The 20211-nt window shown below is 61.2% G+C and carries 18 protein-coding genes; 16 read left to right on the plus strand and 2 right to left on the minus strand.

Annotation, left to right across the window (positions count from 1 at the left end; all coding sequences use genetic code 11):
* The first annotated feature begins 8 nt into the window (after nt 1-8).
* The 11 genes from KUA23_RS01035 (at nt 9) to KUA23_RS01085 (ending at nt 9152) form a co-directional block, all read left to right on the plus strand.
* Nucleotides 9-860, plus strand: a complete 852-nt coding sequence (locus KUA23_RS01035; RefSeq protein ID WP_252993324.1) for a LysR family transcriptional regulator — start codon at nt 9-11, stop codon at nt 858-860.
* A 240-nt stretch (nt 861-1100) separates the two neighbouring features.
* Nucleotides 1101-1916 carry an energy transducer TonB gene (locus tag KUA23_RS01040; protein ID WP_100491754.1) on the plus strand — a complete coding sequence of 272 codons (816 nt, stop codon included), beginning with the start codon at nt 1101-1103 and terminating at the stop codon, nt 1914-1916.
* A gap of 51 nt (nt 1917-1967) precedes the next feature.
* Nucleotides 1968-2690 (plus strand): MotA/TolQ/ExbB proton channel family protein, encoded by a 723-nt coding sequence (locus tag KUA23_RS01045; protein ID WP_252994249.1) that lies wholly within the window; start codon nt 1968-1970, stop codon nt 2688-2690.
* Nucleotide 2691: 1 nt separating this feature from the next.
* The gene (locus KUA23_RS01050) at nt 2692-3093 is read left to right on the plus strand and encodes an ExbD/TolR family protein (protein WP_010565408.1); all 402 of its coding nucleotides are present in this window, start codon (nt 2692-2694) and stop codon (nt 3091-3093) included.
* A gap of 173 nt (nt 3094-3266) precedes the next feature.
* Entirely contained in the window at nt 3267-3848 is a 582-nt protein-coding gene (locus KUA23_RS01055; protein ID WP_078046353.1) for an alpha/beta hydrolase, read from the plus strand.
* Nucleotides 3849-3898: 50 nt separating this feature from the next.
* Nucleotides 3899-4825, plus strand: a complete 927-nt coding sequence (locus KUA23_RS01060; RefSeq protein ID WP_078046354.1) for a sigma 54-interacting transcriptional regulator — start codon at nt 3899-3901, stop codon at nt 4823-4825.
* Nucleotides 4826-4952: 127 nt separating this feature from the next.
* Complete coding sequence (locus KUA23_RS01065) at nt 4953-5735, plus strand: MetQ/NlpA family ABC transporter substrate-binding protein (RefSeq protein ID WP_028615272.1); 783 nt, start codon at nt 4953-4955, stop codon at nt 5733-5735.
* A 493-nt stretch (nt 5736-6228) separates the two neighbouring features.
* Complete coding sequence (locus KUA23_RS01070) at nt 6229-6894, plus strand: amino acid ABC transporter permease (RefSeq protein WP_078046355.1); 666 nt, start codon at nt 6229-6231, stop codon at nt 6892-6894.
* Complete coding sequence (locus KUA23_RS01075; RefSeq protein ID WP_252993325.1) at nt 6875-7534, plus strand: amino acid ABC transporter permease; 660 nt, start codon at nt 6875-6877, stop codon at nt 7532-7534. The genes KUA23_RS01070 and KUA23_RS01075 overlap by 20 nt, the downstream gene beginning before the upstream one ends.
* Entirely contained in the window at nt 7531-8307 is a 777-nt protein-coding gene (locus KUA23_RS01080) for an amino acid ABC transporter ATP-binding protein (protein ID WP_252993326.1), read from the plus strand. The genes KUA23_RS01075 and KUA23_RS01080 overlap by 4 nt, the downstream gene beginning before the upstream one ends.
* Nucleotides 8304-9152, plus strand: a complete 849-nt coding sequence (locus KUA23_RS01085; protein ID WP_071493188.1) for a transporter substrate-binding domain-containing protein — start codon at nt 8304-8306, stop codon at nt 9150-9152. Before KUA23_RS01080 ends, KUA23_RS01085 begins: the two co-directional genes overlap by 4 nt.
* Before the next feature lie 134 nt (nt 9153-9286).
* On the opposite strand, the gene KUA23_RS01090 is transcribed toward KUA23_RS01085, so the two are convergent.
* Nucleotides 9287-10447 carry an AAA family ATPase gene (locus tag KUA23_RS01090; RefSeq protein ID WP_214498294.1) on the minus strand — a complete coding sequence of 387 codons (1161 nt, stop codon included), beginning with the start codon at nt 10445-10447 and terminating at the stop codon, nt 9287-9289.
* A gap of 121 nt (nt 10448-10568) precedes the next feature.
* Here KUA23_RS01090 and KUA23_RS01095 point away from each other — a divergent pair, with 121 nt between their 5' ends.
* From KUA23_RS01095 to KUA23_RS01110, 4 genes are all read left to right on the plus strand, one after another.
* Entirely contained in the window at nt 10569-11651 is a 1083-nt protein-coding gene (locus KUA23_RS01095) for an efflux RND transporter periplasmic adaptor subunit (protein ID WP_078046357.1), read from the plus strand.
* Nucleotides 11648-12718, plus strand: a complete 1071-nt coding sequence (locus tag KUA23_RS01100; protein WP_099491445.1) for an efflux RND transporter periplasmic adaptor subunit — start codon at nt 11648-11650, stop codon at nt 12716-12718. Before KUA23_RS01095 ends, KUA23_RS01100 begins: the two co-directional genes overlap by 4 nt.
* A complete protein-coding gene (locus KUA23_RS01105) occupies nt 12715-15780 on the plus strand; it encodes an efflux RND transporter permease subunit (protein WP_099491443.1) in 3066 nt (1021 codons plus the stop codon). Before KUA23_RS01100 ends, KUA23_RS01105 begins: the two co-directional genes overlap by 4 nt.
* A gap of 175 nt (nt 15781-15955) precedes the next feature.
* Nucleotides 15956-18133, plus strand: coding sequence for a glycoside hydrolase (locus KUA23_RS01110; protein ID WP_252993327.1), 2178 nt, complete (start codon nt 15956-15958; stop codon nt 18131-18133).
* A gap of 167 nt (nt 18134-18300) precedes the next feature.
* On the opposite strand, the gene KUA23_RS01115 is transcribed toward KUA23_RS01110, so the two are convergent.
* Nucleotides 18301-18927: a class I SAM-dependent methyltransferase gene (locus KUA23_RS01115; protein ID WP_078050851.1), complete on the minus strand. Its 627-nt coding sequence runs from the start codon at nt 18925-18927 to the stop codon at nt 18301-18303.
* A 178-nt stretch (nt 18928-19105) separates the two neighbouring features.
* On the opposite strand from KUA23_RS01115, the gene KUA23_RS01120 reads away from it, so the two are divergent.
* The gene (locus KUA23_RS01120; protein WP_252993328.1) at nt 19106-20209 is read left to right on the plus strand and encodes a hypothetical protein; all 1104 of its coding nucleotides are present in this window, start codon (nt 19106-19108) and stop codon (nt 20207-20209) included.
* Nucleotides 20210-20211: the final 2 nt, after the last annotated feature.

The raw sequence follows: 20211 nt of genomic DNA on the forward strand, positions 1-20211 counted from the left end.
TGAGCGTCATGTTCGATCCTGTGTTGTTGCGCAGTTTTGTCGCCGTGGTGGATTGCGGCAATTTCACCCGTGCCGCCGAGCGCCTGCACCTGACCCAGTCCACCGTCAGCCAGCAGATCCGTCGCCTTGAAGACGCGGTAGCGTGCCAGTTGCTGGACCGCGATCAGCGCCGGGTGGTGGCGACCGCTGAGGGCGAGCGCCTGCTGGCCTATGCGCGGCGCATCCTCGCGCTGCATGAAGAAGCCGCCGATGTGTTGATCAACCAGCAAAGCGACGGTGTGCTGCGCCTCGGTGTGCCGGAGGACTTTGCCGCCGAGCGCCTGATGCCGCTGCTTTCGTCGTTTGTGCAGGCCTATCCCCGGGTGCGCCTGGAAGTCACCAGCGGCCTTGGCCCCGAGTTGCAGCGCCAGTACCGCAGCGGTGAGTTCGACGTATTGTTGGTCAAGCAGATGGGTGACAGCGATGACTGCCAGGCCTCGTGGCCGGAGCCGTTGTGCTGGGTCGACAGCCGCAGCACGCCGTCGTTGGCGCGCGACCCATTGCCGTTGGTGGCATTTCCGGTGGGCGGCCTGTATCGCAATGAAATGCTGCAACACCTGGAAGTGGGCGGCTGGCGCTGGCGCATTGGTTACTCCAGCGCGAGCCTGGCCAGTGTGTGTTCCGCGGTGGCGGCGGGGCTGGGTATCAGTTTGTTGCCCCGTCGAGTCGTGCAGGATGGGCATGTCGTGCTGGGTCCGGACAGCGGTTTGCCGAAGGTCCAAGGCGTGCGGTTGGCGTTGTACGGCCGCACTGGCTTGGGCGCGGCGGGGCAGAGCCTGCAACGGCAATTGCTCGATTTGTGCGCAAACAGCCCTGCTTGACCCATGCCTTTACTGAATATTTTTTATGCCTGAAAGGCATTCAAAAGTGGTGCCTCGGCGCCAGGCCACGCAGGACGTGGGTTTGCCATTTCAGGATGGTTCATTTATTCAATTTAGATCTATGTATAACTTTAAAGATTACTTTAAGAGATAAGCGTCTGGCCCCGATGATTCAGCCCTCGACGGCCTCCCATGCAGGCCTGTCGGTTTTTTTGTTTCAAAACCGTAGGGAGTGAATCAATGGGCAATGTCCAGACCGCCGCCAGTGCACACGAGGCGCAATGGCGCCAGGCACCGAGCGGTGAGTTGGTCGACCTTGGCCGGCCGCACCGCGCGCCGTTGGGGCAACTGCGAACGCAGCAAACCCCAAAGCGTTTCTCTAGCCGTCGCGAAGGGATCCTGCTCGGTTTGCTGGTGCTGGCCTTGCACGGAGCGGTGATTTACTGGGTGAGCCAGAAGCCGACGCCGGTGCTGCCGATTGTGCCGCCGGAAATCCCACCGATGACCATCGAATTTTCGCAGCCGGCGCCGCCGGTGGTGGAACCGCCGCCGCCTGTGCCGCCGCCACCGCCACCTGTGGTCGAGCCACCGCCGCCGGTCGTGGATGAGTTGGCCGCCAAGCCCGCGCCGCCCAAGCCGATTCCAAAACCCAAGCCAAAGCCCGTGCCAAAGCCTGAGCCCAAGCCCGCACCGAAGCCGGTCGAGCAGCCGCCTGCGCCACCCACGCCAGCCCCACCGGCCCCCGCGCCCGTTGCTCCGCCTGCGCCGGCGCCGGTAACGCCTGCTTCGGCCAACGCCGCGTACCTGAAGAACCCGGCGCCGGAGTACCCGTCACTGGCCCAGCGTCGCGGTTGGGAAGGCACGGTGTTGTTGCGGGTGCATGTCCTGGCCAGTGGCAAGCCGGGCGAAATCCAGGTCCAGAAAAGCAGCGGTCGCCAGCAACTCGATGACGCCGCACTGACCGCCGTGAAGCGTTGGAGCTTCGTGCCGGCCAAGCAGGGCGATGTGGCCCAGGACGGCTGGGTCAGCGTCCCGATCGATTTCAAGATTCACTAACTATTCGGCTGCGGTGTGTTGCACACGCCGCGACCTGCACAGAGGGAAGACATCATGGCATTAGCATCTCCACTTGAATCCATCGAAAGCGCGGTGATCTGGCTGCTGGTGGTTTTTTCGGTCGCCACCTGGGGCCTGGCCCTGCTCAAGGGCGTGCAGTTCGGTCGCCTCAAGGCCCAGGATCGCAAGTTCCACAAACAGTTCTGGGCGGCGTCGAGTCTCGACTCGGCCGCCGAGCTGGCTGAAACCCAGCCAGGCGCCGCTGCCCGTGTGGCCCAGGCCGGTTATGCCGCGATCCAGGTGGGTGACGCCCCGCACGCCGCTGACCTGAGCCAGGCGATCAACCACCAGGACCGCCTCGAACGTGCCCTGCGCCAGCAAATCGTGCGTGAGCGCCGCTCCCTGGAGACCGGCCTGGCGGTGGTTGCCAGTATCGGCAGCACCTCGCCGTTTATCGGCCTGTTCGGCACCGTGTGGGGGATCATGGAAGCGCTCAAGGGCATCAGCGCCGCCGGTTCCGCCAGCCTTGAAACCGTGGCCGGCCCGATTGGCGCGGCATTGGTCGCCACCGGTGTGGGTATCGCCGTCGCGGTGCCTGCGGTGCTGGTCTACAACTATTTCCTGCGTCGCCTGAAGCTGACGGCTGCGGACCTGGACGACTTTGCCCACGACTTCTACAGCCTGGCGCAGAAAAATTCCTTCCGTGTGCTGCTGCACCCGACCCTGAACAAAACCACTGCCAGTAACCCGCAAAAAGTGAAGGAGGCGTCCTGAGATGGCCTTTTCCACCCAAGACAGCGATGAGGTACTGAGCGAGATCAACGTCACACCGCTGGTAGACGTGATGCTGGTGCTGCTGGTGGTGTTTATCGTCACTGCGCCGCTTTTGACCAACGCAATCCCGATCAACCTGCCCAAGACCGAGGCCGTGGCCCCGGTGGAGCAGAAGGACCCGCTGGTGGTGAGCATCGACGGCGCCGGCAAACTGTTTATCAACAAGGACGAAATCCAGCCGGACCTGCTGGAGTTCAACCTGCAGGCGGCCAAGGCCAAGGACCCCGATGTGCGGGTGCAACTGCAGGCTGACGATGGCGTGAACTACGGCGAAGTGGCGCGAGCCATGGCGTCTATCGAGCGCGCGGGCATCACCAAGTTGTCGGTGATTACCGCACGTTAGTTGCAAATGCCTCGACAATTTTTTGGCCGTCTCCTTGGCAGGGTGCGGCCTTTTTTTTGCGTAAAACCCATATGTATTTTTGGTTATTAATAAATAGCTTCTTATTCCTTAACGAATATAACACCCGTCCCTATACTGTTCAGCAACGTTAAACGCTGCAGGAGGGCACACCCATGCACAGCGAGTCGATTCGTTATCTGATCGTGCCGGGCTGGCAAGGATCGCCAGAAGATCATTGGCAAAGTCACTGGCAGAACAGCCTGCCCAATAGCGCCCGCGTGGAGCAGGCCGACTGGCTGACCCCGCGTCGCGAAGACTGGGTCGCCGCGCTGGCCGAGGCCATTGCGGCCGACAGCACGCCGGTGATCCTGATCGCCCATAGCCTGGGCTGCATCACCGTGGCGCACTGGGCGGCCACTGCACCGGTGCGGTTTTTGCGTCAGGTACGCGGTGCGTTGCTGGTGGCGCCGGCTGATGTCGAACGTCCTGCTTGCGCGCCGGCCTTGCGTAATTTCGCCCCCATTCCAACCGACCTGCTGCCGTTTCCGAGCCAGGTGGTCAGCTCCGACAACGACAGTGCCGTCAGCGCCCCTCGGGCCCTGGAGCTGGCGCGCAACTGGGGTGCCGAAGCCGGCATTCTGTCCGGCGCCGGGCATATCAATGTGAAGTCTGGCCACCAACGCTGGGAGCAGGGATTTGCTTACCTGTACCGCCTGCAAAGTCGCCTTGAGCATCACGCCCGGCGCACTGCCTGAACATTTTTCAACGCCCCGTCCCTTAAGTGGATTTGGGGCGGGAGCCTGCCATGAGTCTGCATGAAACCTACGGCCAGCCTTTGCTGACCTTTCCCGACGCGGAAAAAAGCCCGCTGAGTATCCGCGCCAAGGCGCTGGTGTTTGTCGATCCCCGTTCGCGCCAATTGCGCGAAGACCTCGAAAGCCTCGCGCCGCGCGCCTTGCCCGTATTGATTCGTGGCGAAACCGGTAGTGGTAAAGAGTTGCTGGCGCGGCACATCCACCGTGGCAGCGACCGCACAGGCCTGTTTGTCTCGGTCAATTGCGGCGCCATCAGCCCGACCTATGCCGATGCGGAATTATTCGGTTATGCCGCCGGTGCCCACAGTGGCGCGGCCAGCAGCCGGGCAGGGTGGTTCGGTTCGGCGAATGGCGGCACCTTGTACCTGGATGAGATTGGCGACCTGCCGCTGCCGATCCAGGTGAAGCTGTTGGCCGCGCTGGAAAACCACGAAGTCACTCGCGTCGGCGCCCATCAGCCGAGCCCGGTGGATGTGCGCCTGGTCGCCGCCACCAGCATCGACCTGGCACAGGCCGTGGCAGCCGGCAAGTTCCATGAGCGCTTGTTTCACTACTTGAGCGAAGGGCGGCTGGACTTGCCAGCACTGCGCGAACGCGTGGGTGACATCCTGTCCCTGGCCGAGTACTTCCTGGGTATCTACAGCCAGCGTCTGGACCTGCCGGTGCCGCTGATCAGCGATGCCGCGCAGCGTGTGCTGGAGCACCATAGCTGGCCGGGCAATACTCGTGAGCTGGAAAACGTCATTCACTTCGCGTTGCTGGTGAGCAGCGGCGACGAGATCCTGCCCGAGCATTTGAACCTGCCGGTCGCTGGTTCGCCATTGGAACAGGTGCAGCGTATTTTCCAGCGTGCCAGCCCCGCCGAGCAGGAAACTCTGCGTAAATTCCTACATGAACAAAATGGAATATCAACGTGAATAAAAGATATTGTTCGGGAATAAAAAATCTAGGTATTGTCCCTTCCACGCCGCGATAGCACTTCGCTGGCACACCTCATAAAAAACGGTCGTCAGAGACGCCCCGGAATTTCGATAAGGACACTGCATGAAAAAGGTTCTGTTGTTTACCGCACTGGCGGCTGCCCTGACTGCAAGCTTCGCCCAGGCCAACGAGAAACTGGTGGTGGCCGCCACGCCGATCCCGCACGCCGAGATCCTCGAACTGGTCAAGCCAACCCTTGCCAAAGAAGGCGTGGACCTGGAAATCAAAGTCTTCACCGACTATGTACAACCTAACGTGCAGGTGGCCGAGAAGCGCCTGGACGCCAACTACTTCCAGACCCTGCCGTACCTGGAAAACTTCAACAAGGGCAAGGGCACCAACCTGGTCACCGTAGTCGGTGTGCACGTTGAACCCTTCGGCGGTTACTCGAAAAAGATCAAGAACATTTCCGAGCTCAAAGATGGCGCCACCGTGGCCATTCCAAACGAAGGCTCCAACAGCGGCCGCGCCCTGTTGCTGCTGCAGAAAGCCGGTGTGATCACCCTGAAAGACCCGACCAACGCCCTGGCCACGCCAAAAGACATCAAGGACAACCCCAAGCATCTGAAATTCAAGGAGCTGGAATCGGCCTTGCTGCCACGCGTGCTGGACCAGGTGGACCTGGACCTGATCAACACCAACTACGCCCTGGAAGCTGGCCTGAACCCAGCCAAAGACGCGCTGATCATCGAAGACGCCAAGTCGCCGTACGTGAACTTCCTGGTGGCTCGCCCGGACAACAAGGACAGCGACGCTATCCAGAAACTGTCCAAGGCCCTGACCAGCCCGGAAGTCAAAGCCTTCATCGAGAAAAAGTACAACGGCGCGGTAGTGCCTGCGTTCTGATGTAGACAAAACCCCCTTCAAGGTTTGAACGCCGACGGCTGTTACAGCGTCGGCGTTTTTTTATGCTCGGCATTGGAATGCGGTTAAAACTGTGGGAGCTGGCTTGCCTGCGATGGCGGTTTGTCAGCTAATGGCGTGCTGGCTGATCCACCGCTATCGCAGGCAAGCCAGCTCCCACCTTTGTCGGCGGTGTATTTTAGAGAGCGCGACTGTTGATTGCCCGCCGCAGCGCCACCAACCATTTCACCAGCTCCTGCGGATCAATCGGTTTCACTTCTTTCATGGTTCGATCCCTCGAATCTCAGACCCTCCAACCATAGCTGTCACCCGTCAAACCCGCGAATCCGGCGGTTATCTTTTTGGGTGATATCAATATGCTATTTAGGTATTTAAATTTTCTTTTTTATACCTTTAAAGTTCGCGCTACCCGGCGTTACCCATGCCGGATCGGATTGCGCTCGCTGCATTACCCTTGCGGCGTCATGGACTGGAAATGACCTTCGATTTCGCTTTTATCCTCAGCACGCTCCCGGCGTTTCTGAAAGCCGTGGGCGTGACGCTGCAAGTCGGCCTGATCGCCATTGCCACCTCGTTACTGGTGGCGCTGATCAACGCGGCGATGCTGGTGTTTCGCACGCCGTACCTGTCGCGCCTGGTGGCGCTCTATGTGGAGCTGGCGCGCAACACGCCGCTGTTGATCCAGCTGTTCTTCGTGTACTTCGCGCTGCCGGCCCTGGGTTTCAATATCTCCGGGTTCTGGGCGGCGATCATCACCATGACCTTCCTTGGCGGCGCTTACCTCACTGAGGTGCTGCGCGCAGGTGTGGAAGCGGTGCCGCTGGCGCAGATCGAGTCGGGCAAGTCCATCGGCTTGTCCGACTGGCAGCTGCTGCGTCATGTGATCCTGCCCCAGGCCGGCATCCTCAGCCTGCCGGCGCTGTTCGCCAACTTCATCTTCCTGCTCAAGGAGACCACCGTCGTCTCCGCCGTGGCGGTGCCAGAGATTCTCTACACCACCAAGAGCTACATCGCCCTCTACTACAAGACCTACGAAATGCTCGCCGTGCTGACGCTGATTTGCGTGCTGCTGTTCCTGCCACTGTCGCTGCTGCTCAGCCGCCTGGAAAGGAGGCTCCAGCATGGCCAGTTCGGGTCTTGAGTTGCTGTGGGTGTCGTTGCCGCAACTGGGCAAGGGCGCTGCGCAAACCCTGTCGATCTCGTTCTTGAGCATCGCGTTCAGCACCATCGGCGGCGTGTTGTATGGCGTGCTGCGCACTTTGAACAACCGGTTGATCAACGCGGTGCTGCGGGTGTACCTGGAGCTGTTCCGCGCGATCCCGGTGTTGGTGTGGTTGTACCTGCTGTTTTTCGGGCTGCCGATTTTCTTCGGCCTGAGCATTCCGAGTTTCTGGTGTGCGGTGCTGGTGCTGTCACTGTGGGGCGCCAGCGAGGTGGGTGAAGTGGTGCGCGGTGCCTTGCATTCGCTGCCACGCGGGCAACGTGAAGCGGGGTTGTCGATTGGTCTCTCGGACCCGCAGCTCTACGGCTACGTGCTGCTGCCCCAAGCTCTGAAACGCATGACGCCGCCGACCATCAACGTCTACACGCGCATCATCAAGACCAGCTCCCTGGCGGTGCTGGTCGGCGTGGTGGATGTGATCAAGGTTGGCCAGCAAATCATCGAACGCACCTATGAGTCAGTGCTGATCTACGGCGTGCTGTTCCTGTTTTTCTTCTTTATCTGCTACCCGTTGTCGGCCGCCTCCAAGGTGCTGGAACGGCGCTGGGCCCAAGCATGAGCGCATTGATCGAGTTCCAGGGTTTCAACAAATTCTTTGGCGACCAGCAGGTGCTCAAGGGCATCGACCTGAGTGTGCAAAGTGGCGAAGTGGTGGTGATCCTCGGCCCCAGCGGCTGCGGCAAAAGCACCTTGCTGCGTTGCCTCAACGGGCTGGAAGTCGCGCACAGCGGCAGCCTGCGTTTCGCCGGCAAGCAGCTTCTGGACAAAAGCACCGACTGGCGCCAGGTACGCCAGGACGTGGGCATGGTGTTCCAGAGCTACCACTTGTTCCCGCATATGAGCGTGCTCGACAACATCCTGCTCGGCCCCTTGAAGGTACAAAAACGCGATCCCCGCGAAGCCCGTGAACAGGCAGAAAAACTGCTCGACCGTGTAGGCCTTGCCGACAAACGCGACGCCTTCCCGCGCCAGTTGTCCGGTGGCCAACAGCAACGCATCGCTATCGTCCGCTCGTTGTGCATGAACCCTCAGGTCATGCTGTTTGACGAAGTCACCGCCGCCCTCGACCCGGAGATGGTCAAGGAAGTGCTGGAAGTGATCCAGGGCCTGGCCCGCGATGGTATGACCCTGCTGATCGTTACCCACGAAATGGCTTTCGCCCGCGCCGTCGCCGACCGCGTGGTGTTCATGGAGGCCGGTCGCATCCTTGAACACAACACCCCCGAAGAATTCTTTACGAACCCGCAAACCGCACGAGCGCAGCAGTTCCTGGAGAAGTTCTCCTTTGTTTCAACACTGCCCAAGAAAACCAAGGAACTGGAGCTGATATGAAAAAGTTACTGCTGCCACTGTTTGCCGTCGCTCTGCTGGCCGGCTGCGATAAAAAGGCCGAAGAGCCTGTAAAACCTGCCGCTGTCAGTTACATCGATAAGATCAAGGCCCGTGACAAACTGATCGTCGGTGTCTTCACCGACAAACCGCCGTTTGGTTTTGTGAACGAAGCTGGCCGTTACGTAGGCTTCGATACCGACATCGGTCGCCAATTCGCCAAAGACCTGCTGGGCGATGAAAACAAGGTCGAGTTCGTTGCCGTCGAGCCGGCCAGCCGTATTCCGTTCCTGCAGAGCGACAAGGTCGATTTGATCCTCGCCAACATGACCGTGACCCCGGAGCGCAAGGAAGCGGTGGACTTTACAAACCCCAACTTGAAAGTTGCGGTACAGGCCCTGGTACCCAACGACAGCGCGGTGAAAAGCCTGGATGACCTGGCTACCCGGACCACCATCGTGACCACCGGCACCACGGCTGACATCTGGCTGACCAAGAACCACCCGGACTGGAAACTGCTCAAGTTCGAGAAAAACTCCGAGTCGTTGCAGGCGTTGTCTGCCGGCCGTGGTGATGCCTATGCCCAGGACAACCTTGTGCTGTTCAGCTGGGCCAAGCAGAACCCGGGCTACCGTGTGCTGGAAGAAAAGCTGGGTGATGAAGCGCCGATTGCACCCGCGGTGAAGAAGGGCAACATCGAACTGCGCGACTGGGTGAATGCCGAGCTGGCCAAGTTGGGCGAGGAGAAATTCCTGCTCAAGCTGTACGACCAGTATGTGCGTAAAGAGCTGAGCGATGACACCAAGCCGGAGAGTGTGATTGTTGAAGGCGGGAAGTGGCAGGGCTGATTGTTGATTGATTGTTCTGGCCTCATCGGGGGCAAGCCCCCTGCCACATTTGACGGTATTCACACATCAAAATTTGTGAACCCAACCCAGTGTGGGAGGGGGCTTGCCCCCGATGAGGCCGGCACAGCAACCGCCTATTCCGGCCAATGCCAGGCGGGTGCATCCAATATTCCCTGCCCGACGATCCGCGTCTCCCCCAACACCTTTTCCAGCACAATCGAATTGCAGCCCTCATCCTGCTGCAATGCCGCAATCAGGCGGCTGGCATGGGACACCACCCACACTTGGCAGTGCTGGGACGCCTGGATGATCAAGCGCGCCAATGCCGGTAGCAGATCCGGGTGCAAACTGGTCTCTGGCTCGTTCAGCACCATCATGGTCGGCGGCCGAGGTGTGAGCAGCGCCGCGATCAGTAGCAGGTAACGCAAGGTGCCGTCCGACAACTCCGCCGCCGACAGCGGCCGCAGCAAGCCCTCCTGATAAAACTCAATCGTAAAGCGCCCACCCTGCAACGGTTGGATATTCAAGCGTGCGCCGGGGAAAGCGTCGCTGACTGCGCGCTGCAATGCCTCGGGATCGCCGATTTCACGAATGGTCTGCAACGCCGCCGCCAGGTCGCGCCCGTCGTGATGTAGCACTGGCGTACGTGTGCCCAGTTGAGGTTGGCGGACCGGCGCGTCGACATCGCTGCGAAAGTGATCATAAAAGCGCCAGCCACGGATGCTTTCGCGCAGCAGCAACACCTCCGGCGAACCGCGCAGGCTGCCAACCTGATCAAACAGGCTGTGGTAGTTCGGCGTGTGCTGGGCCAGCACATCCCAGGCGCGGCCCTCACGCGCCCGCACCATCGGCCCGGAACGCTGCACCAGCAGGCTGGCCGGGCGGTAGATAGGGCCGGCCCAGATACATTCCTTCTTCACTTCCGGGTCCAGCGAGAAATAGGACAGCGTTTTTTCCGGCAGCCCCAGGGAAATGGCGTAGCTGAAATCTTCCCCGGCAAAGCCCAGGCGCAAGCGTTTGACGCCCTGACGCACGATGGGCTCGACCGGCACCTCACCGCTGCGCATGCGCCGGCTAATGGTCTCCGGCCCGGCCCAGAAGGTCGAATCCAGCCCACCCTCACGGGCCAGCGCATTGATCACCCCACCCTGGGCGGTTTCCGCCAGCAGGCGCAGGGCGCGGTACAAGTTGGACTTGCCGCTGCCATTGGGGCCGGTGACCAGGTTGAGTCGGTCCAGGGGCACTACCAATTTATTGATCGAGCGGTAATTGGCTACCGCGAGGGTCTTGAGCATGGGCATTCAGTCGGCGTGGGAACCATTGGAGTATGGGAGCCTCCATGCAGATAAGGAACCCTCAACTAAGCTCACAGTCGCATACACACTGGCAAGTCGGCATCACGCAAAAGGAGCCTGCATGGGCGGTCGTATTTCCACCTTTATTCTAGGCCTTGGCCTACTGGCGCTTTTGAGCGGCTGTAGCGAGGACAATGCCGAACCGAAGCAGCATTCACGGGTGTTTGTACAGACCGTGCAGCCGGCGGACTTTGCCGCAGCAGTCACGTTGACCGGCGATATCCAGGCCCGTGTGCAAACCGATCTGTCCTTCCGTGTGGGCGGCAAGATCATCCAGCGCATGGTGGACGTGGGCGACCGTGTGACCGCCAAGCAAGTGCTGGCCAAGCTCGATCCCAAAGACTTGCAGACCAACGTCGATTCCGCCCAGGCCCAGGTCGTGGCCGAGCAGGCGCGGGTCAAACAGACGGCCGCCGCCTTCGTGCGCCAGGAAAAACTCTTGCCCAAGGGCTACACCAGCCGCAGCGAATACGATTCCGCCCAGGCCGCGTTGCGCAGCAGCCAGAGTGCTCTCGCCGCCGCCCAGGCCCAACTAGCCAATGCCCGCGAACAGCTCGGCTATACCGCGCTGATCGCTGAAGCGCCGGGAGTGATTACCGCGCGCCAGGCAGAAGTCGGCCAGGTAGTGCAGGCCACCGTGCCGATCTTCAGCCTGGCGCGGGATGGCGAGCGCGATGCGGTGTTCAACGTCTATGAGTCGCTGCTGGTGGAGCCGCCGCCGGACGCGCCGATCACCGTCAGCCTGCTGGATAACCCGAGCATCAAGGTCCAGGGCAAAGTGCGTGAAGTCACGCCTGCCGTGGCGGCCAACACGGGCACCGTGCAGGTGAAAATCGCCCTGCAAGCGTTGCCCAAGGGCATGGAGTTGGGTTCTGTAGTGAGCGCTACCGCCAACGGCCCGGCCAAGGCCAGTATCGAATTACCTTGGGCTGCGCTAACCAAAGATCTCAGCGAGCCCGCCGTGTGGTTGATCGACGGCGACGGCAAGGCGCAGCTGCACAAAGTCACCGTGGCGCGCTACCTCACCGGCAAAGTCATCATTGGCGACGGCCTCAAGGGCGGCGAAAAAGTCGTGGTGGCCGGCGGGCAATTGCTGCACCCCGGCATGCTGGTCGAGATCGCCCAGCAAGGAGCCCAACCATGAAGCGCCTGACGGGGATACTCGCCGCCAGCCTGTTGCTGGTGGCCTGCTCCAAGGAAGAACCGCCGCCCGAGCCTGTGCGCCCGGTGCTGTCCATGGAAGTGACGTCCGAGGACCAGGAAAACCTTGGCCGCTTCGCTGGCACCATCCAGGCCCGCTATGAAAGTAACCTGGGCTTTCGCGTGCCTGGTCGCATTGCCCGGCGCGCCGTGGATGTGGGCGCCGAGGTGGAGAAGGGCGCCTTGCTCGCCGTCCTCGATCCCACCGACCAGCAGAACCAATTGCGCTCGGCCCAGGGCGACCTGGCCCGCGTGCAAGCGCAATACATCAACGCCCAGGCCAACGCCCGCCGCCAACAGGAGCTGTTCAACCGTGGCGTTGGCGCCCAGGCCCAGCTGGATATTGCCCAGACCGACCTGAAGACCACCCAGGCGTCCCTCGACCAGGCCCAGGCCTCGGTCAATCAAGCCAAGGACCAGCTCAACTACGCCGAACTGCGCACCGACCACGCGGGCATCGTCACCGCCTGGAATGCCGAGGCCGGCCAGGTGGTCAGCGCCGGCCAGCAAGTGGTGACCCTGGCCCGCCCGGATATCAAGGAAGCGGTGATCGATCTGCCGGCCGGCCTTGCCGAGCGCCTGCCGCCAGACGTGGTGTTCCTGGTCGCCGGGCAGCTTGACCCTAGCGTGCACACCACCGCCATCGTGCGCGAGATCGAGCCCCAGGCCCAAAGCGCCACGCGCACTCGCCGAGCACGCCTGACCCTGGCCGAAACGCCGCCCGCGTTCCGCCTGGGCACGGCGATCAGCGTGACCTTGAGCACCGCCATCGCGCCCCGCATCGAACTGCCCCTGAGCGCCTTGCAGGAGGTCGACGGCAAGACCCGGATCTGGCTGCTCGATACCCAGAACCAGACCGTGCAACCGCGCGACGTCAGCGTGATCAGCCGTGACGCCCACAGCGCCATGCTCAGTGGTGGCGTCAAACCCGGCGAACGCATCGTCACCGCCGGCGTGAACAGCCTGAAACCCGGGCAAAAAGTCAAAATCGACGAGGACAGCCCGCGATGAAAGGGAGCTTCAACTTATCCGACTGGGCCCTCAAGCATCAGTCCTTCGTCTGGTACCTGATGTTCGTCGCGCTGCTGATGGGCGTGTTCTCCTACATGAACCTGGGCCGCGAGGAAGACCCTTCGTTCACCATCAAGACCATGGTGATCCAGACCCGCTGGCCGGGTGCAACCCAGGAAGAAACGCTCAAGCAGGTCACCGACCGCATCGAGAAAAAACTCGAAGAGCTGGACTCCCTCGACTACGTGAAAAGCTACACGCGGCCGGGTGAATCCACGGTGTTCGTGTTCCTCAAGGACACCACCAGCGCCAAGGCCATCCCGGAGATCTGGTACCAGGTACGCAAGAAGATCGACGACATTCGTGGCACTTTCCCCCAGGGCTTGCAGGGGCCGTCGTTCAACGACGAGTTCGGTGATGTGTTCGGCTCGGTGTACGCCTTTACCGGCGACGGCCTGTCGATGCGCCAGTTGCGCGACTACGTGGAGCAGGTGCGCGCCGAGATCCGTTCGGTGCCGGGGTTGGGCAAGGTCGAGATGATCGGCCAACAGGACGAAGTGATTTACCTGAATTTCTCCACGCGCAAACTGGCCGCCCTGGGCATTGATCAACGCCAGGTCGTGCAAAGCCTGCAATCGCAGAATGCGGTAACTCCGGCCGGTGTGATCGAGGCCGGGCCGGAGCGCATTTCGGTGCGCACGTCGGGGCAGTTCGCCTCGGAGAAGGACTTGGCCAACGTCAATCTGCGGCTCAACGACCGGTTCTATCGGCTGGCGGACATTGCCGAGATCAGCCGTGGCTACGTGGACCCGGCGCGCCCGATGTTCCGGTTCAACGGCAAGCCGGCGATCGGCTTGGCGATTGCCATGCAAAAGGGCGGCAATATCCAGTCGTTCGGCAAGGCCTTGCACACGCGCATGGACGAGCTGACCGCCGACCTGCCGGTGGGCGTCGGTGTGCATAAGGTGTCCGACCAGGCGGAGGTGGTGGAGGAGGCCGTCGGCGGCTTTACCAGTGCGCTGTTTGAAGCGGTGATCATCGTGCTGGTGGTGAGCTTTATCAGCCTCGGCATGCGCGCCGGGCTGGTGGTGGCATGCTCGATTCCGTTGGTGCTGGCGCTGGTGTTCGTGTTCATGGAATACAGCGGCATCACCATGCAACGGGTGTCGCTGGGCGCGCTGATCATTGCGCTCGGCCTGTTGGTGGACGACGCGATGATCACCGTCGAGATGATGATCACGCGCCTGGAAAAAGGCGAAACCAAGGAACAGGCAGCGACCTACGCCTATACCTCCACGGCCTTCCCGATGCTCACTGGTACGCTGGTGACCGTGGCGGGTTTTGTGCCGATCGGCCTCAACGCCAGTTCGGCGGGCGAATACACCTTCACCCTGTTTGCGGTGATTGCCGTGGCGATGCTGGTGTCGTGGGTGGTGGCGGTGCTGTTTGCGCCGGTGATCGGCGTGCATATCCTCAGCGCCAACGTCAAACCCCACAGCGCTGAGCCAGGGCGGGTCGGCCGCGCCTTCAATGGCGGCATGCTGTGGGCCATGCGCAACCGCTGGTGGGCGATCGGCATCACCGTGGCACTGTTTGTGGCGTCGGTGTTCTCCATGCAGTTCGTGCAGAACCAGTTCTTTCCGTCGTCGGACCGCCCGGAAATTCTCGTCGACCTGAACCTGCCGCAAAACGCCTCGATCAACGAGACCCGCAAGGCCGTCGACCGCCTGGAAGCGATCATCAAGGACGACCCGGACATCGCGCGCTGGAGCACCTACATCGGCCAGGGCGCGATCCGTTTTTACCTGCCCCTCGACCAGCAACTGGAAAACCCCTACTACGCGCAGTTGGTGATCGTGAGCAAAGGCCTGGAAGAACGTGGCGAGTTGATCGCGCGTTTGCAAAAGCGCCTGCGCGATGACTTCGTGGGCATCGGCAGCTACGTGCAGCCGCTGGAGATGGGCCCGCCGGTGGGTAGGCCGATTCAGTATCGCGTGTCGGGCAAAGACACCGACCAGGTGCGCAAACACGCCATCGAACTGGCGACCCTGCTGGATAAGAACACCCACCTGGGCGAGATCATTTACGACTGGAACGAGCCGGGCAAAGTGCTGCGTATCGACATTGCGCAGGACAAGGCGCGGCAACTGGGGCTGTCGTCGGAAGACGTCGCGCAGTTGATGAACAGCGTAGTCAGCGGTGCCTCGGTCACGCAGGTACACGATGATATCTACCTGATCAACGTGGTCGGCCGCGCCGAAGACGCCGAGCGTGGTACGCCGGAAACCTTGCAGAACCTGCAGATTGTCACGCCCAACGGCACTTCCATCCCGCTGCTGGCCTTCGCCACCGTGCGCTATGAATTGGAACAGCCGCTGGTGTGGCGTCGCGACCGCAAGCCGACCATCACCATCAAGGCGTCGGTGCGCGACGAGATGCAACCCACCGACCTGGTCAAGCAACTCAAGCCTGAGATCGACAAGTTCAGCGCCGGCCTGCCGGTGGGCTACAAGGTCGCCACTGGCGGCACCGTGGAGGAAAGCGGCAAGGCCCAGGGCCCGATTGCCAGCGTGGTGCCACTGATGCTGTTCCTGATGGCGACCTTCCTGATGATTCAGCTGCACAGCGTGCAGAAGATGTTCCTGGTGGCCAGTGTGGCGCCGCTCGGCTTGATTGGCGTGGTACTGGCGCTGATTCCCACGGGCACGCCCATGGGCTTTGTGGCGATCCTGGGTATTCTGGCGTTGATCGGCATCATCATCCGTAACTCGGTGATCCTGGTGACGCAGATTCATGAATATGAAGTGGCCGGCTATTCGCCGTGGGATGCGGTGGTGGAAGCCACCGAACATCGGCGCCGGCCGATCCTGCTGACGGCCGCTGCTGCGAGCCTTGGCATGATTCCCATCGCCCGCGAAGTGTTCTGGGGGCCGATGGCGTACGCGATGATCGGCGGGATCATCATCGCCACCTTGTTGACGCTGTTGTTCCTGCCGGCGCTCTACGTGGCCTGGTACAAAATCCGCGAGCCCAAGCAGGAGCAGCAGGAAAAACGCAGTTAGAAATGTGGAGGCTTGCTGTGGTGTTCAGGTGCTCTCGCCACAGCAAGCTCGCTCCCACAGCTTGATGCTCATTGACCTTTTATACCGTGGGAAACGTCCGGAGGTGATACGCGTTGCCCCCGCCAGTCATAGAGTGGTCTACCCTCCCGACTTCACTTCGTTCGGGTCCAGTCCTATGCGCTACCTGCGTTCTGTTTTGTTGCTCTGCGGTCTCTTCCTCTCGCCGCTGACGTTCGCCACCGTTCTGGAAAACGCCCTGTGGCGGGTCGAGCTCGACCCGGCAACCCTGGCCCTCCGCGTTACGCCCAACGGCCAACCGACGGTGCAAGCTTCCAGCGGCGTCGTGGCCCGTACCGTCAGCCAACTTGAACACCACCCTCAGCAAGCGAGCTGGCAATGGGATGACGGCGCCTTTCGGGTGAGCGCCAGCCTTGAGCAACGCGACCTGCTGCTCTCTATCACGGCGCGGGAAGCGGGTGAGCTGCCGATCCTCGAGCAACCGGCGAGTGCCCTGGGCGAGGGGCTGATGTGGCCGTTGGCCGAGGGGCATTACGTGCCCACCGGCAATGCAGAGTGGAAGGGTTTCCTGCTGCAACAAGGTGATTTAAACACGACCCAGGACCTCAGCTTGCCCCTGTGGGGGCTGGACCACGGGCGCTTCACCTTGAACTGGTTGCTGACCAACCCGTACAACAATCGCCTGCACTGGCAGGCAGGTATGGCACTGTCAGTGGCCCATGAATTCACAGCCCTCGACCCGGCCGCACCCATGACCCTGCTGTTGCACCTGGGGGATGCCGATCCGTTGGCCGGCGCCAAGCGCTACCGCCAATGGTTGGTGGCGCAGGGCCGTTATGAAACGTTGGCTGACAAACTGCGAAAGACGCCCGAGGCCGAGAAGCTGCTGGGCGCCAGTCATGTCTACTTGTGGGGCAATGACTTGCTGGCCCCCGAGGATGTGCGCGATTGGCCGCTGTTGCTCAAACGCTTGCGCGGCCATGCACTCCAGGGCTTGTTGGACAAGGAGTCCGCCAAGCTCCTGGCGCAGGGTGCCGCCTTGAATCGCTATGAGCAGACGGTCGTGCTCCGGGGCCTGAACGCCGCGATCAACAAAAAGGCTCGGCAGAGCTGGCAGGTAGAAGAACCCGACATGACCCGGCTCGCCGCGCGCTATGGCGAGTTGCGTAGCGAACTGGCCGTGGACTTTGCCGGGGCCCTCAGCGATACCCCTGCGCATTGGGGCAGCCAGGTGATCCAGTCACTGCGCAGCTCAGGCCTGCCGCGCTTGCTGCTGACCCTGGGCGAAGGCTGGGAAGGCGGCCTCTGGCACCCCGAGGTGATCCGGGCCGGGGTCGACGCGGGCTTCTTGATAGCCCCTTACGACTCCTATGAAACCGCGTTGTCCGCTACGGAAAACCCGGATTGGACCACCGCTCACCTGGGCGGCAGGGCGTACCGCGAGTGCGCGATTGTGCTGAAGGACGGCAAGCTGAAAACCGGTTTCCAGCAGTCCGGCCACTACACCGACCCACGTTGTGTGCGGCCTCTGCTGGAGGCTCGCGTAAAGGCTATCCAGGCCAAGGCGGGCTTCAACGCCTGGTTCCTCGATGCCTACGCCACCAGCATGGTGTTCGACAGCTACCGTGACGGCGCCCGGATGACCCAGGCACAGAACGCCGAAGGCAACATCGACGCTTCGCGCTGGCTCAATACCGCGCTCAAGTTGCCCGCCGGTTCCGAAGACGGCAACGCGATCACCGCCGAAGGCATTCTGTTCGCCCATGGCATGCAGACGCCCGTGATTGGCTGGGGAGATCACGCGATGGCCCAGGACAAGCAATCGCCTTATTACGTAGGTAATTGGTATCCGCCGGAGCAACCCGCCGTGTTCTTCAAGTCGGTGCCGTTGAAGGAGCCGTATCGTACGGTGTATTTCGATCCGACCCTGCGCCTGCCGCTGTACCAGGCAGTGTTCCACGGCTCGGTGATCACCACGCATCACTGGCTGTTCGACAGCTTGAAGCTGAGCAATGTGCAGGCTGAGAACGAGTTGACGCAGTTGCTCTACAACGTGCCGCCGCTGTATCACTTGAGTGCGTCGACGCTCAAGCAGCGGCTGCCGTTGATACAGCGTCAGGACCGGGTTTTTCGGCCATTGCATCAACGGTTGGCGACCCAGGCGATGACGGGGTTTCGTTGGTTGACGGCGGATAGGCAGGTGCAGGAAACCACCTTTGCCGATGGGACGCGGTTGGTGGCGAATTTTTCTTCAGCGGAGAAACAAGGGTATGCGGGGTATAGCCTGACGGTGCTTGATGTGGGGGGGAGCGCTTTGGTGTATCAAGTGCAATAGCAATCGCCGGGTACGGCGCTCGACCTCTGGCCAGGGAGCTTACTCCCGCCAGCGGCCTGGCAGACGACTGCTCTCCAACTGTAACCCCGCGATCCAAAACTGTGGGAGCTGGCTTGCCTGCGAAGGCGGCGGTGCGGTGTACATATCCGTTATCCAGGTAACGGCGGCTAAAGCTTGCGCCACACACTGGCCAACCAAGGTTGCTGCTCTCGAGGCAAGCCTGCGGGGCGATAGTAATGCTCCAGCTCTACAAATCCTGCCTGCGTCAGCAGCGCCTGCCAGGCCTCCAGGTCGTGATACGACCCATACCGAGGTCCATTCCAGCCTTCCTGGTTTTCACCCCGGGGGTTGGAGCTGAATAGGACGCCGCCCGGCTTCAATGCGCCTTGCATCTGCTTGAGCACACGGGGAAGTTCCTGTTTGGGAATATGAAACAGCACCGCATTGGCAAAAATGCCGTCGAAGCGTTCGGCAGGCAGGTCCAGCTTCAGGAAGTCCTGCTGCATCACTTCACAGCCACTGTCTTCCCGCGCCATCTGCGCGAACCGCTCCGAGCCGTCCAGCCCCACGGCGATATGGCCCATGCGGGTAAAGGTCTGCAAGTCGCGCCCCGGGCCGCAGCCGAAATCCAGCACGGTGAAGGGCGCCGTACCCTGGATATGCCGCAGCAGCGCATCGATGTTCTGGCTCACGTCGTGGTCGCGGGTGCCCTCACGGAAGTCCTCGGCCACCTTGTTGTAGTGGCCGAGGGTGGTGGACGTGATCTGGTCGAGGTCGTGGGGTGCAAGTTTCATGGCAGGGCGCACTTGGGCTGAGGTCATTGGACTATACCTCAGGCCATCGTCTGATTCAGTTGAAAGACGTGTGCCCTGTGTAGGGCAATTCAGTGCCTATTCAGCGTAAGCATCCGACTTACTGACCGCAGGATTCTAGGTACCATTCGCGTCTTACTTGAAGAGGCGTTGTATACCCATGGATCAGGCATCTCCACCCCCGACTGATAACGTCATTCAGCAAAAGAAAATGGATCGATACTCCAATGTCTTGAGTAATGGACTGTTATGGCTCAACGAGCGCGCATGGCCTTTGACCGTGGGCATTTTGTCTGTGGCCGGGCTTTATCTGTACCAATACATCCAAGTGGAAAAGGTGCCGCTGAGTATTTTGTCGGCAGCTGCGTTCACGGCGTTGCCGGCGATGTTCGCCATGTTGGTATTTGTCATCGGCATGATGGGGGCGTCGATCCTGATGCCTACATTCATCTTGTTCCTGCGCATGAATGCCACGGGCGCGCGGCTCAGTGATCAACTCAATCTCAGTCGGCAATCGCCTGAGACGACGGCTCAACATCGTCGATTGTTGATGCATTGGGCTGCCAGTCTCGTGGTGCTGGCGGTGTTCTGGTTATCGGCGGTGTACCTGTCCGCGAACGCAGAAAGCGGACCGCTTCAGACTGTTTGCTGGGTAGTGGCGATCGCTGTGACGGTACTGGCCTATACCTGCATCATCATTCGTGCCCGGCCGGCCAATATCGCGCGGCGCGAGCTTTCCGTGGAGTTCTGGATCGCGAGTGCCAGTGCCGGCGTCATTCAGATGCTGATTGTTCTGATGGTCACCGTGCCTGTCTCGCGCGCGTTCGGCGAATACTCCGACAGTGTCGTGCTGTTTGCGCCTGTCATGTTGGCTGAAATAGTGGTGCTATTTCTGATTCAGGGGCTTGGGGCGTGCCTTGTGGCGTGCATGAACGATCATAAAAACCCGGTGGCGCTGGCATCCTTGGCCGCCCTTGGGCTTTTGGTCGTGCTGGGGCTTATCCCTGTGACGGGCGCAAAGTTGGGAGGCCTGCCGCTGCAAGCCTCCGCGTCGGGAGGGCGTATGTGTACCGTCATGACCTGGTCAGAGGGGGCCAAGGTTCCCGGCATGCTGGTCGACGCCAAGAAACCTGAGGGCAGCATCAAGCTGCGCGTGCTGGCGGATTCGGACGGGAGCTACAGTGTTCGCCCATGGCAGGCCAAGGAAAAAACCATCACCTTCGTCCCCCACTCCAGCGTTGCCCAGCTGGATGAATGCCCCTGATT

Origin of the sequence: Pseudomonas pergaminensis (genome assembly GCF_024112395.2) — a bacterium.
In the GTDB taxonomy this organism is placed as follows: domain Bacteria; phylum Pseudomonadota; class Gammaproteobacteria; order Pseudomonadales; family Pseudomonadaceae; genus Aquipseudomonas; species Aquipseudomonas pergaminensis.